Source organism: uncultured Methylobacterium sp. (genome assembly GCF_964242245.1).
Classification (GTDB): Bacteria; Pseudomonadota; Alphaproteobacteria; order Rhizobiales; family Beijerinckiaceae; genus Methylobacterium.
Map to the genome: position 1 here is coordinate 1 of NZ_CAXTBY010000007.1, position 12,081 is coordinate 12,081.

General features: G+C 67.0%; 14 protein-coding genes and 2 tRNA genes. 6 read left to right on the forward strand and 10 right to left on the reverse strand.

Features of this window, described 5'->3' with window-relative positions; all coding sequences use genetic code 11:
- Positions 1 to 636: ISAs1 family transposase (locus ACFE8Y_RS03250; protein ID WP_375463030.1), on the reverse strand; the 636-nt coding region annotated here is incomplete at its 3' end.
- A gap of 179 nt (positions 637 to 815) precedes the next feature.
- On the opposite strand from ACFE8Y_RS03250, the gene ACFE8Y_RS03255 reads away from it, so the two are divergent.
- Both ACFE8Y_RS03255 and ACFE8Y_RS03260 read left to right on the forward strand, forming a co-directional pair.
- Positions 816 to 899 (forward strand) — tRNA-Tyr (locus tag ACFE8Y_RS03255).
- Between the two features lie 97 nt (positions 900 to 996).
- Positions 997 to 1,070 (forward strand) — tRNA-Gly (locus ACFE8Y_RS03260).
- Between the two features lie 114 nt (positions 1,071 to 1,184).
- On the opposite strand, the gene ACFE8Y_RS03265 is transcribed toward ACFE8Y_RS03260, so the two are convergent.
- From ACFE8Y_RS03265 to ACFE8Y_RS03295, 7 genes are all read right to left on the reverse strand, one after another.
- On the reverse strand, positions 1,185 to 2,363 hold the full coding sequence (locus ACFE8Y_RS03265; RefSeq protein WP_375462953.1) for a hypothetical protein: 1,179 nt from the start codon (positions 2,361 to 2,363) through the stop codon (positions 1,185 to 1,187).
- A gap of 171 nt (positions 2,364 to 2,534) precedes the next feature.
- On the reverse strand, positions 2,535 to 2,981 hold the full coding sequence (locus ACFE8Y_RS03270) for a hypothetical protein (RefSeq protein WP_375462954.1): 447 nt from the start codon (positions 2,979 to 2,981) through the stop codon (positions 2,535 to 2,537).
- 52 nt (positions 2,982 to 3,033) lie between these two features.
- Positions 3,034 to 4,230 (reverse strand): restriction endonuclease, encoded by a 1,197-nt coding sequence (locus tag ACFE8Y_RS03275; protein ID WP_375462955.1) that lies wholly within the window; start codon positions 4,228 to 4,230, stop codon positions 3,034 to 3,036.
- Between the two features lie 165 nt (positions 4,231 to 4,395).
- Positions 4,396 to 5,319 carry an McrB family protein gene (locus ACFE8Y_RS03280; protein ID WP_375462956.1) on the reverse strand — a complete coding sequence of 308 codons (924 nt, stop codon included), beginning with the start codon at positions 5,317 to 5,319 and terminating at the stop codon, positions 4,396 to 4,398.
- Between the two features lies 1 nt (position 5,320).
- The gene (locus tag ACFE8Y_RS03285) at positions 5,321 to 5,962 is read right to left on the reverse strand and encodes a hypothetical protein (RefSeq protein WP_375462957.1); all 642 of its coding nucleotides are present in this window, start codon (positions 5,960 to 5,962) and stop codon (positions 5,321 to 5,323) included.
- Positions 5,937 to 7,097: a DNA-methyltransferase gene (locus ACFE8Y_RS03290; RefSeq protein ID WP_375462958.1), complete on the reverse strand. Its 1,161-nt coding sequence runs from the start codon at positions 7,095 to 7,097 to the stop codon at positions 5,937 to 5,939. Before ACFE8Y_RS03290 ends, ACFE8Y_RS03285 begins: the two co-directional genes overlap by 26 nt.
- A gap of 489 nt (positions 7,098 to 7,586) precedes the next feature.
- The gene (locus tag ACFE8Y_RS03295; RefSeq protein ID WP_375462959.1) at positions 7,587 to 8,060 is read right to left on the reverse strand and encodes a hypothetical protein; all 474 of its coding nucleotides are present in this window, start codon (positions 8,058 to 8,060) and stop codon (positions 7,587 to 7,589) included.
- A gap of 144 nt (positions 8,061 to 8,204) precedes the next feature.
- Between ACFE8Y_RS03295 and ACFE8Y_RS03300 the strand changes: the two genes are divergently transcribed.
- The 4 genes from ACFE8Y_RS03300 to ACFE8Y_RS03315 all read left to right on the forward strand — a co-directional run bounded on the left by ACFE8Y_RS03300 (position 8,205) and on the right by ACFE8Y_RS03315 (position 10,975).
- Positions 8,205 to 8,693 (forward strand): hypothetical protein, encoded by a 489-nt coding sequence (locus ACFE8Y_RS03300; protein ID WP_375462960.1) that lies wholly within the window; start codon positions 8,205 to 8,207, stop codon positions 8,691 to 8,693.
- A gap of 84 nt (positions 8,694 to 8,777) precedes the next feature.
- Positions 8,778 to 10,385 carry an AAA family ATPase gene (locus ACFE8Y_RS03305; protein WP_375462961.1) on the forward strand — a complete coding sequence of 536 codons (1,608 nt, stop codon included), beginning with the start codon at positions 8,778 to 8,780 and terminating at the stop codon, positions 10,383 to 10,385.
- Positions 10,386 to 10,395: 10 nt separating this feature from the next.
- A complete protein-coding gene (locus ACFE8Y_RS03310) occupies positions 10,396 to 10,647 on the forward strand; it encodes a hypothetical protein (protein ID WP_375462962.1) in 252 nt (83 codons plus the stop codon).
- The gene (locus ACFE8Y_RS03315) at positions 10,625 to 10,975 is read left to right on the forward strand and encodes a hypothetical protein (RefSeq protein ID WP_375462963.1); all 351 of its coding nucleotides are present in this window, start codon (positions 10,625 to 10,627) and stop codon (positions 10,973 to 10,975) included. Before ACFE8Y_RS03310 ends, ACFE8Y_RS03315 begins: the two co-directional genes overlap by 23 nt.
- A gap of 497 nt (positions 10,976 to 11,472) precedes the next feature.
- Here the strand turns inward: ACFE8Y_RS03315 and ACFE8Y_RS03320 are convergent, their stop codons facing one another.
- Both ACFE8Y_RS03320 and ACFE8Y_RS03325 read right to left on the reverse strand, forming a co-directional pair.
- Positions 11,473 to 11,871, reverse strand: coding sequence for a dATP/dGTP diphosphohydrolase domain-containing protein (locus ACFE8Y_RS03320; RefSeq protein WP_375462964.1), 399 nt, complete (start codon positions 11,869 to 11,871; stop codon positions 11,473 to 11,475).
- Between the two features lie 2 nt (positions 11,872 to 11,873).
- Positions 11,874 to 12,071: a hypothetical protein gene (locus ACFE8Y_RS03325; protein ID WP_375462965.1), complete on the reverse strand. Its 198-nt coding sequence runs from the start codon at positions 12,069 to 12,071 to the stop codon at positions 11,874 to 11,876.
- Positions 12,072 to 12,081: the final 10 nt, after the last annotated feature.

Below are 12,081 nucleotides of genomic sequence, written 5' to 3' on the forward strand. Positions count from 1 at the left end.
CTCGTCGTGCAGGGTCGGCTGGTTGCGCTTGAGCGCCAGCAGATAGTCGCCGCCCCTGCGCGTGATCGCTTCGGCCATGGCCGGGTTGGTGGCGATGGCGTTGATGGTGACGAGGGCGCCGGCGATGTCGAGGCGCTCCAGGATGGCGTGCATGGCCGCGCACGCGTTCGCCTTGGTCTCCACGGCCTCCTGCGCCAGCACGAGGCGTTGGGTCGAGGCCCAGGCCGAGACGAGGTGGAGCGGCTTGAGCCCCGCGGACGCGTCGCCCGAGCGCCGCAGGCTCTTGCCGTCCATTGCGATCAGGTCGGCCGCGTCCGGGCGCAGTGACAAGGCCCAGCCTCGGAAACAGGCTTCGAACAGGGCCGGGTCGATCCGGTTGAGGACCACCCGCAGCCAGTCCTCCTTGGGCGTTCCAAAGAAGTACTCTGCATAGCTCCGCAGGAACGACCGGTGACGCTCGCCCCACAGGGCGATCTCGTCACAATCGTCGCAGCCCGCGATGGTCGCGCAGGTCACGAGGAACAGCACCTCGCGCAGCGGATACTTGACCTTGGCCGGTTCACGCGGGTCCTCGAACTGACCCAAACGGTCCAAAAGCAGGCGAAGGCTGCTCTGCGTGAGAGGGGGGGGCCAGATCCAGCGCGTCCAGCTCCAAAAATCCAGACGCTCCTGAATCACGCGTATCCCAAGATGGCCATCCCCCCAACAAACCGCGTTAACCTGACCACGGCGCCGTGCTGGGGTCGCGCGGTCGGTTGACACCTGCCCACCCCCTCACCATAAGGGCCCCGCGCGGCCCGAAGGGTCGTCCTTTGGGGGGAATGTCCCGAGTGGCAAAGGGGGCGGACTGTAAATCCGCTGCGTAAGCTTCGTAGGTTCGAGTCCTACTTCCCCCACCAAGCCTTCCTTCCCCCCGGCGGTGCGATCCGGATCTCGCGGGCCGGCCCTCCGATCCGTCTTCTCAAGCGGACGGTGCCGTGCTATCCGGCCAAGCGCGCGGGTGTAGCTCAATGGTAGAGCAGCAGCCTTCCAAGCTGAATACCCGGGTTCGATTCCCGGTACCCGCTCCACTCCCTTCACAGTCGAAACCGCAGTCAGATGAGTGCCTTAGCCTTCGACGGCAAGGCCCGGCTGGTATCGCCGTGACCCCCTTGATACCAGCCTGATACCAGCCGCGGGACGAATCAGGCCTCGGGTTGAGGTCCTCCGCCGCCGTCCGGGCACGGACCGTCCCCGCCGAGAAGCGCCATCCCGTCGACCAGCGCACGGTAGCTGATGGGCGTCATCCGGATCTCCGCCGACAGGTCCGTGATGATCGGTCCCGGCCGGTAGGCGGCATCCCGGCCTGAGACGAAGCGAGCGCGGCGAACCGCGCGCGTTGCTGCCGGGGCGATCCGGAACGTCACGGTGTCGACGTCCCCAGTCCCGAACCCGATCTCACCGGACGGCATGACCTTCGGGAACACGAGGTCACCCAGGTTGAGCTTGTAGGTGCCGTCCTCGTTCTGGGTCGTGTGCCGGGCCGGGTCCCCCCCGAGGCGGACCGTGATCGTTTCGACGGCAGGCTCGTCACGGCCGCGGAAGTCCATGGAGGCCTCGTAACCGGTGATGATGCCTTGCCTCATGGCGGCGCTGATCGCCTCGTGGCGTTCACGGCCCCTCAGGATCCGGAAAGGTTCATTCGGCCCCGTCCTGTAGAGCACCGCCCCATCCGGGCCCGCGGGCGCCTCATCGCGGACGTCGCTGGCCGGGCCGGGCGTCAGGAATCCGGACGACCCGCCCCCGACGAGCTCGACCTCTGTGAAAGGCGCATCGGAGCCGGCCGGGCGAACCATGATCCGTCCGTAGACGATGCCGGCGTACGGGTTCGCTCGCCTCGCCGTCTCGGCCTTCCGGCGCGGCTCGACGGCGTCCTGCAGGTCCTGGGGCGCCTTGTCCGGCCGCCAGGTCCGCCCGTCCGCGCCGGTCAAGGCGATCTTCTCCGGGATGCTCAGGGTCGCCCCGGCATCGCGGAAGGCAACGACGAGTTGGCGTAGCTGGCGGATCGACCAAGCGGAGGGCTGGCTGTTCTGCGGGCCCGCGGCGTTCTCGACCTCGGCCTGCGTTCCTGCGCTGTGGGTGTCGATCTCGATCAGGAGGTAGCTGAGCCCGTCAGCCTTCCGAAGGGACCAGAAGCCATCGGACACCATCCTCTCGTCGCCGGTGAGGCCCTGGCCGTAGCCCCGGCTGTCGAGACAGTTGCCCATGCAGACGCCCTCGCGGCGCAGGGCCTGCTTCGTGACGAGGCGAACCCAATACCCGCCGTCGTCGGCCTCGATGCGGTCTGCGGTGCCCTTGTCGGTGGCGGGCGTCCGGTCGGACATGCGTCATCCTCGCGATGCGAGGAATGGCGGTACGCCTTTGGCCGAGGACCCGGCATGACCTCGGGGTCACCGGCAGCCGCGCCTATCCAGAGGCACTCCCTGCGATTCTATGGAAGGCGTCGATTCGCACCAGTGCGGAGCTCCATCGCGTGAGGCCTATGCCCTCGCGGCTTATCCCTCAAACGGGGCAAGCCGGGCCGCCATCTCCGTGGACAGCAGCACGCCGTCCTCGGGCTCCAGCTTCTTGAAGGCGGTCCGGAGGACGTGTGTCCAGTGCGTCTTCCCGGCGGTCAGCTTGAGCCGTTCCCTGACGTCCGACATCGGGAGCCATCGGTCCTGAGGGAGCGTGAGAGAGGGTTTCGTATCGACGCAGAACGGCAGGGCGATGTCATAGTCGCCGCCGCCCCGAAGCGTCCTGAGGCCGGATTTCGTCACCAGGCGGACGTCGGCAAAAGAGCTCTTCCCAGACACGTAGGCGAAGAGGCGGTCACCCTCCTTCACGCGGTCTTTCAGGTATTCGAAACGACTAGTCACGCCGAAGAAGGTGAACCCGTTCTGGGCATCGATCTTCCAGTTCCCCGGGCTCTCGACGATGAGCCAATCCGTGTTGTCCGTCATACGCCCCAAGCCTTACTCTCGGCGCGGACAGCATCGGAACGTCCTATTCCTGTCAAGCTGCAACGAGGGCGGCCACCGCCTCCACGAAGGCCCTTTCCTCATCCATGATGCTTTCCGCACCGAGGTCGATGTGGCCGGTGAAGAGGGAGAAGGCGCCGATCCTACCCACGAAGGCGACATGCCCCTGGGCCGGCTTCCGGCCGGCATAGAGGATCATGATCCTGTCGCACCCGAACCTCGCGCCGTAGCCTATCACCTGGTTCCTCTCCGACGGGTCCGGCACGTCCTGCGACGGCCGGTACTTCACGTCGATGATCAGGCGCGTCCCGGCGGCGTCCGCGATGACGATGTCGGGCGTCGCCGGCGGGTTCTTCAGTCCCGCCCGCAGGTCCGTGAAGAGCGGAGCCTTGGCGCCCCCCGCGCCGTCCACGTTCCCGTTCAGGACGCGTGTGGCGCCATCCCGGGAGAGCCACTCGGCGAGGAGGCGGCGGGCGTACCGCTCGTAGATCTCCTCCATGTTGACCAGGATGCTCGGCAGGGACGCAAGGCCGCCGGCGCCGCGTATCGCAGGTCCCATGTCGGCGACGACGATCTGTGCGATCACGAGAGCGTCCGGGTATCCTTCGTGATAGGCCGGCAGGCGCCTCACGTAGCCCGTGACAGCCGACGCAGTGACCTCCGCAGCCGTTGGTCTCCCGACCCCTTTGAGCCGCTCAAGGCCCCGTCGGATGCGGGTGAGCCGGTCACGTTGGATCGCGGACCCCGTCGCAAGGCCGCTGTAGTGTCCCAGCAGCCGTTCGAAGGCCTGCCGCAAAAGGCGGTTCGCACCGTTATCGGGCGTTCGTTCGAAGGCGCTCGATGATGCCACGGGGCGGCCCGCCTTGGCCGTTCGCCAGGCACTCTTGAACGGATCGATCTTCCCGACCGGCGAGGATCCCACGCGCTCGCGACGAGCGTAGTCCTTTATCAGGCCGTGCTCCCAGACCTGGTCGAAGGCGTCGAGCAGTCGATTCGCCAGGACGTCGAACAGCGCCGAGGGTCGCTCGGCCGTCCGGGAGAAGTGGCGCAGGTAGGCCAGCGTTTCCGGTGCGTAGTCCGTCAGCCCGATGAGCCGTTCGAGATTGGCGACCGGGACCCGCGTCCCGACCTCCAACGCGTAGCGCGCGTTCAACGGGATGAAACCAACCCAGCGCCCGCACTGCACCGCGGGAACGCCGTCCTTGAAGCGCAGGTCGAAGCGCTTCAGCACGTCCCTGTAGATGTCAGGCCGGCCGCCCGGACCGATGATGTCGGCCGGCAGGAGCTTGGTCTCGTGCTCGACCGCGGTGATGACCGTCCGGGCGGCCTGAGGGGGGCCTGCGAGCCCACGGGCGACGAGGACGGTACCAAGCGCCTCGATAGCATCCACGGCGGGCTACGCCTCCCCGCCGGCGGGCGCTGGACCCTCCATCGCGTGCTGCCAGCGGGCCTCGATGTCGGCCATGACCTGCGGGTGGAGACGGCACGCCTTCTGGAAGAAGGGCCGCAGTCGAAGCGCCCAGGTCTGGCGGGCGCGGTCCGGCGTATCACACGTGAGGAGATAGGCGTGTCCAAGATGGCAGAGCTCGTTCTCGACGGTCTGCACGCCCTCGAAGAACACGGCCATGCGGTCGATGAGGTCCGGAGCCGTCCCCCGTTGAGCCAGGATGGTGCGCAAGGCGGCCACGCTCGGCAGCAGGTCTAGTTGGGCGAACCGCCGTTCGAGGGCCACGTCGAGCTCATCCACCCCCTTGTCCCAGGGGTTCATGGTGGCGAGGATCGCCAAGTTCCGCGGGACGTTCATCTCGTTCCCTGACGCGAGGAGGAAATCCCGCCCGCGCTTGTCGGTCTCCAGGTAGGTGAGGGCCTCCCCGAAGACCCGGGCAACGTCGCAGCGGCTGATCTCATCGATGACGAGGACATGCAGCAGGTCCGGACGCTCGCGAGCCGCCTCGCAGATCAGCGGGAAGGTCTTCGACTGGAGGGTGAAGCCGCCGCTCTCGCGCGGGACGAAACCCTCCATGAAGTCCTCGTACTGGTAGGACGTGTGGAACTGCACCGTCCAGACCGTGGTCGGATCGCCCGTGAGGACCTCGGCCACCCGGCTCGCGTACCAGCTCTTCCCGGTCCCAGGGGGACCCGACAGGATCACGCCGGCAAACCCAAGGTCGAGGGCCATCCGGATCTGCGCAAGGATGGCGTCACCCTCCAGTTCGGGATGGAGCGCGACCACCTCGGGTGCGGGCGGGGCGTCGTCCCCCGGCAGCCCGAGGTCCTGCTTCGTAAGCGCGCGAACGCGATTCTCGGTGACACCGTCCATGCTACGCCACCGCCTGCACGGCTTCGAGGTCGCCGTCCTGATAGTTGAGGCTATCGTCCGCAAAGAGCAGGTCGAAGGTCGCCGCCTCCGACGACGTATCGGGACGTAGGCCGAACTCGTCACGGAACAGCGCGACGGTTCGCTGGATATCACGCGCCTCCAAGCGGAAACCGTAGTCCCGGTAGAGGAAGGCGGTGAGCGAGACCACGGGGACCTTGTTGTTCTTCAGGAGGCGGTCGAGGGCGGCCCCCGCGTGGTCATCGAGCAGGTCGTAGGTCGCGCTGCGATGCGTTCCATCGACCCGGATGACGTCGATGAGCTTCCCTTTCGAGCGCAGCGAGCTCGGGGCATAGGAGCCGGCGACGTTGGCATTGAAGGGTTCGAGGCCCTTCCCCCGGGACTTGAAGGGCCGCACATATGGTGCCGTATCCGGGTGACCTTCGGCCCTGAGATAGCGGTCGTGGAACTCGTTGATGTCCGCCGCCCTGGCGGGGTGGCCGCCATTGGCTCTCAGGGCCCGCAGGATCGCAAGGTACCCAGCGAAGTGCTCATGGATCGGGTGAGCCGACAGGTTGGCGATGGCCCGGAGGACGGCGTCCTTGGTGAATGCGTAGGTCTCACCCGACCCTGGACCTGCTGCCACCTGACGTTGCCCTCTTCGGCTCGGGGGGATTCGCCAGATCTATACCGTACGCACTCCGACCAGCGGAAGCGGCTGCGCGCAATGTTGAGCCGGTTCCCGAGAACGGGTCCAGGACGATGCCTGGACGGTACGGACCTTCGCAGCCGCAGTCCGTCCAACCGGCCGTGACGCGCTTCGCGAATGTGAACTCCCGGAAGTAGCCGCCTAGGGCGGCCTTGGCCTCGGCCGCCAGACGCTGCACGGCGGCCGAGTTCCTCCCGGTGCCTGTCTGCGTCTTCATTGCCTTGCCCGCGTCCGAGATGCCCGTCGCCTGGATGGCCGCGATGTGCGCGTCCGTCAGGCCCTTCTCGGCCGCCAACTCCATGGCCCGGCGAGCCTGCGGCCGAGCGGTATCCAGCATCGCGGTGCGTTCCACGACCCGCCGCCTCGGCTTGCCACAGCACGTGCAGACCTGCTCCGGGCAGGCCAGGGTGAGGATGCGGTCGACCAGTTCGACAGGGTATGGGGCCAGGTGGGCGCTGGTGTCCCGCCGCAACCCGATGGTCCAGACGTCGGTCGGTCCCGTTCCGTTGCCGTACTTCTCAGCGTAGCCGAACTGGTCGTAGTAGTAATTCTTGTTGCGGACGAAGTGGAAGATGAACTCGTGGCGGCTCTTAAGCCGATCCTTCGCGGGATCGGGCATCCCGCCTTCCTTCACCCAGATGATGCGGTTCCGGAGCTTCCAGCCCGCGTCCTCGGCCGCGACCTCAAGCCTGGCCGGGGTGCCGGCGAGCGAGTTCCGGTGGTAGGTGTCCCCCAGGTTGATGAAGACCGAACCCCATTCCGGAATGACCCGCTTCCAGTCCTCCATGCATTCGAGGAGCGAGGCGACGAACAGGTCGGCCGTCGGTTCCTGACCGATCTGCCCCGTCACCCCGTAGTCCCGCTTCAGCCAATAGGGTGGCGAGGTCACGACGAGGTCGGCGTTCCCGGCCTTGAGAGGCACGGCGCGGGCATCGCCGAAGAGGGTCTTCACGAACGCCGGTTCGCACACCGGTTCGAGCGGCGTCGCCTTCCCGCGACGGGAACGGATCGTCGCCCCATCGGCCGTTCCGGGACGGGGGTGCAACTGGTCGAGCTTGAGGTTTACGTTCATCGCGATAGCGGCCTACGTGAAGTTGCATCGATCCATCTGGCTGGCGACCTACCTGTCGCCGGCGCCCGCTCTCACGTGCGTTTCGATTTTATCTGCAACTTCGTAGATCCTCGCTTGGCGGCGTGCTCCGTCCATCATGTATTAACGTAAGCCGAGGCGCCAGCGGAGAGTGGGAAGAGCGTTACCAACAGCCTGGACGCCGCCTCACCCCCTGCCAATCGGGGCACGCACCGGAGCCGCGCGATCTGCGACGCGCATGCGACGGAGCGGTAGCGCGCGAAGGCGGAAGGGAGGGGTTAACGGTCGGGGCGAAGACATCCTCGGGACCAACTCATAAACGAGTTACCCGACTTGGCGGTTAGGTTGTCCTAATGTCCTGATTGTCGGCGTGAATCAGAGTCGCCGCCACCCAGCCAGACCCTGGGCCTCAACTCGTTTATGAGTTTGTTTTCCGGCCAATTCCACGACATTTGAGAGACCGCGTTAACATTAGAGACCGCCCATCGCGCGCAGTGCATCCTTGTCCTCATCTGCGATTAGGGTGACTTTCAAGTATTCCGCAACGTCCCCCCAAAGGTACTTCGGGTTGCCATTGAGGTATCCCGCGATATGTCCGTTCACGATTGAGTAGTGATAGTCCCAGTGGTTCGACATCATGGGGTTATCCCAGGTGGTTATTGGGAAAGCCCCATCGTACGTGGCGTCATGCCAGGGCCGGTTTGCCGGCGAGCGCATTCCACTGAACTCGATCAGCGTGGCGAAATGCGTGTCACGCTTGGGGAGGCGAACGAACCAGGCGGTCATCGGGCGCTGAATGAGCAGGGCCCGCGCCTGGTCGGTCCAGTCGGCCCGCTGCCATTGCGGGTCGCATTCGAGTTCGAGGTTGGACGTCGTCATCCTTGCCTCGACTTTGTATCCGTGGATCGTGCGGGGGCGCCATGACGGGCGGCGAATGGTCGGCATGGGCTCTCTCCTGTTGCCGGGCATCCTCGGGGCAACGGGTTACGACCGCCGGAATCCCGCGCGGCCTCATCGCGCCAGGGTTTCCAGTCCGTGAACTGGCGACGAGGGCTCCCGGCCTTCTCACCGGCCTGCTATCCCGGGGACATGCGTGTCGCTCTCCATCCCGTCCCAGACGTCCCGAATGCCGTCGGCACGGTCGACGGCGATATCCTCATCGCCGTCGGTCGCGGTCTCCACGCCGGTGGGCGTTCTTTCCTGCCGGAGGATATCGGCGACGCCCTGGCCGAGGCGGTCGAGGTCGCCGGCAGCGCACTGTTCGGAAGTGACTACCTTGCCCCTCTCGCCCGCGTTCTCGGCCTCAATCGACGGTCCGTCGTCGCAGACCGCGTGGCCCGGAATGGCCTGCCGGACTGGGCCCTTCACGTATTGGGCTACGCCGCCGGGCACCCGACCCCGAGAGCCCTCGGCTACCTACTGATGGCCGCCGCCGAGCTACTCGATGCAGAGGCCAGGGACGCCCCAGCGGCCACGAGGCGCGCCGAGCTCGGGACGCTCGCCCGCCAGGGGTTGGAGGATGCGTTGGCCCTCGTGGAGCGGGCGCGCACGATGAAGCTGCTGCCGAGGTCTGAGTAACGATTCCTTCAGAGATGGTGGGGTAGAGCTTGGGCTTCTGTGTCGGATTTCTGATCCGGTGCGCGGTGCCAAGGATTACCCGAAATGACCAACGATGCTTCCCTCCGGGAGGCTGCCGCGTGGACGCTTGACGCGTTTCTAGTAGGCACGCTACCCGCCCCCATCACATCCGACAGCTTCCTCGCCCCGCTCGCCCGGGCGTTGCTGCAGGCGTGTCCGAAGCGCCCATCCCGGCACCGGGTGACCCACTTTCACGGTGACCTGGCCCTTGCGCTTCTGTGGCGCTCGGCCTGGGACCTGTCCGTCCGGTCGCAGGGGGCGTCCCAGCGCGACCGCCGGCAGGCGGAGGCAATCGCGCGCATCCAGGCCGCCGCGCTCCTTGACGAGCTCGTGCGGCGCGAGGCGGAGCTCGAACGCCTGACCGCGTTCGATATCGAGGGCTTCGACGATCAGCTCGCGGCCCTGCAGAACGTTCGATCCCTCGCCGGGGTGGTCGCCCTATGCCTCGCTGAGGCGGGAGTTAGGCAGGGCCAGGAATACGTCGCGCAGCGCGTCCGCGACCTGCTGCAAGGGCAAGGGGTCGACAGCCACCGTTACCTCACCGCAGCGATTGGGCTCCAGGTCGTCGGCCCGTGGGACCGCGGCCGCCGTAACCGCGGTTGGCTTGCGACCGTGCTGCAGGCCGGGGACACGCTCCTGGACATGGCGACGCCACAGCGGCCCCCGACGTGGGCGACCGAGGCGATGGCGAAGGCGGCGGCCGAGAAGGCCGAGGTGGCCCGCATCGACGACGGACCGAGCCTCCTCGTGCTCGCCTCGGTGCAACACCTGCCCGGCTCGGCCGAGGACGGAAAGGGCAAGCCGGGCGCCTCCACGTCAATGCATGCCAGGGGCGAGTGGGGACCCTTCGCGGCGCGCCGCTGGCCGCTCGTCTTGGTGCCCGACCTGGTTGAGGCGCGCGAGATCCTCGTCGGCGAGTTCCCCTACGCGGAGGGCGTAGTCGACGCGATCCTGCACGACCTCGCCGGGCGTTCGCACGTATGGCTTCGTCCGGTCCTGCTCGTGGGGGCACCCGGGGCCGGCAAGACCCGGCTGGCCCGGCGGCTCGCCGAGGTGCTCGGCCTGGCCTTCCAGGTCTATGGCTGCTCGGGCGTTTCGGACTCGTCCCTAATTGGCACAAGTCGCCAGTGGTCTACTGGCCGCGCGTCAATCCCCCTTCAACTACTGAAGCGGGTTTCGGCAGCCTGTGCTGTGATGGTGCTTGACGAAATCGACAAGGCCGGAACGGGGACGAACAATGGGTCTCTCGCCGATGGAATTTTACCTTTCCTATCTGACCCGGCGCGGATTTTTGATCCCTACCTTGAGTGCCAAGTCGACTTGAGCGGCATCTCGTGGCTCGCGACGGCGAACAGCATCGAGGGGCTGCGCAGGAGCCATCCGGCGCTGGTCGACCGCTTCAGGGTTTACGTGGTCCCTCCGCCTGGGCGCGAGCACCTGCCGGTCCTCCTCAAGGGCATCATGGGCGAGCTCCGGGCTGAGCGGGGCCAAGACGAGGTCTGGTGTCCAGACCTTTCGCCGGACGAGGCCGCGTTGGTGCTGGCGCATTACCGCGGCGGTTCCGTGCGCGGCGTACGTCGGCTCGTCGAGGCGGTCCTAGCCGGGCGCGAAGCCCTTGCGCAGCGTCATTAGGGAGAGCGCCATGACGACGCCAACCCCCGGCCTGGACCGTGTCAAGGAATGCCTCAAGACGGCCTCGCAGGAGCGGCGGGCCAGCCTCCTGATGCTCTCCGCTGCCAGCCTTGAGCTTCAGCGCATGTGCGAGGCGGTCCAGGCCGGCTCCGCGACGGATGACGGCCTGATGCGCGAGGCGGCCGCCCTTCTCGGCGCGGCCCTCTCGACGCCGTATCGCCCCTTACCGGAGTGCCACGATGCCAGCCTGTCTCGGCGCTGAGGTGCAGGCATACTACAACCGGACGCGCCACATTTGGAGCGTCCGGCAGGCCGGAATCGTCGTCGACCGGCGGCCTTCTATGGTCCTCGCCGAATGCGTCCTGCACGTCGGCGAGAGCGCGCGGCAGCGCGTGCTCCGGACAGGGGACCGCGACGTCCACGCCTGGGTCCTGGGTACGCTTGCGGACCTCGCGATGCCTCCCGACGTCGTGCGCATCGGGTACCGCCCGACCGAGCCCGGGTTCCGCCGACGGGACACCGGCGAAGTCGTCACCGCGGCGGCCGCCGTGTTCTTCCTGGAGGACGGGTCATGCCACGCCTCGCTCTGACGCTCGCCCTGCTGATCGCCGTCGTCCCGGCGCCGGGATGCCCGAGCGGCCGTGGCGCACTATCGTCCGGCGATTAAACCGGCGATCCTCGCTGGGGATTGGGAGCTCGGGCGATGGATAGGGAATGCGCGGTCGCCATGGCCATCGCCGCCATCGGGCTCGGGCTGTGCGCATGGGAGGGATCGCGCGTGCCGCCACGGCATGACGACGTGCTCTCGCAGCACGACGAAATGCTACGGCGTGCGCACCTGGTAAGAGTCAACGACCGCGAGACGTCCCGCCCGATTTATTTTCAGCAGCGGTCGCCCGGGTTCCATAAGGGCCGCTCGGGCAAGAGTGTTGGTGAAATCCACAGACCGGGGCCGTCCGCCTCGGTTTCAGCGGCCCTCGACATGGGCCCGTGGGGGCATTCCCCCTGCGGCGAGCATTCATCCGCCCGATTTCACCAACACGGATGGGGTGAAACTGTTGGTGATGAAGCATCCGGTGTTGGGGGTTTAAGCGGCCTTCCGCGCCTCGGCGTCCGCCACCCATTGGGCCTTGAGAGCCTGGACCTGCAGCATGACGTCCTCGAACCCCTCGATGGCGTAGCGGTCGTCGATGACGGTGCCGGCATGGAATGCGTCGAGGAGGATGATGCACCCAGCGGCGACGTGGGCGAGGTGCGGGACCTGGCTGTCGCTGGCGCGATCAACACCGGTGGCGAACTCGTCGAGGTGCCGCTTCATGGCGCTGACGTATGTGTTCACCGGGATGGCGGCGTCGCGCCAGTTGTAGGGCCCGTACTTGATCGCCCCGTTCTCCAGGGCGGCGTTGATCCATAGCAGCGCCACCGGCGACACTAGGTGCGGCTCGGGCTTCAGCCGGCCCATGCCGGTCTTGGGGTTCTCGGCCATGCTCAGGACCTCCGGATGCGAACGAAGAACCGGCGCCAGGCGTATCCCCGGGCCACGCTGACGACGGTGAAGATGGCGGTGAGGGCGAGGGCCTGCCCGGCGTGAACGGCGAACCCGAACAGCGGGTAGACGACGAGGCCGATCACCCACGAGACGACCATGCCCGAGCCGGTGTTCGCCAGGGTCTCAGCCAGGCTCATGCGGCGGGAC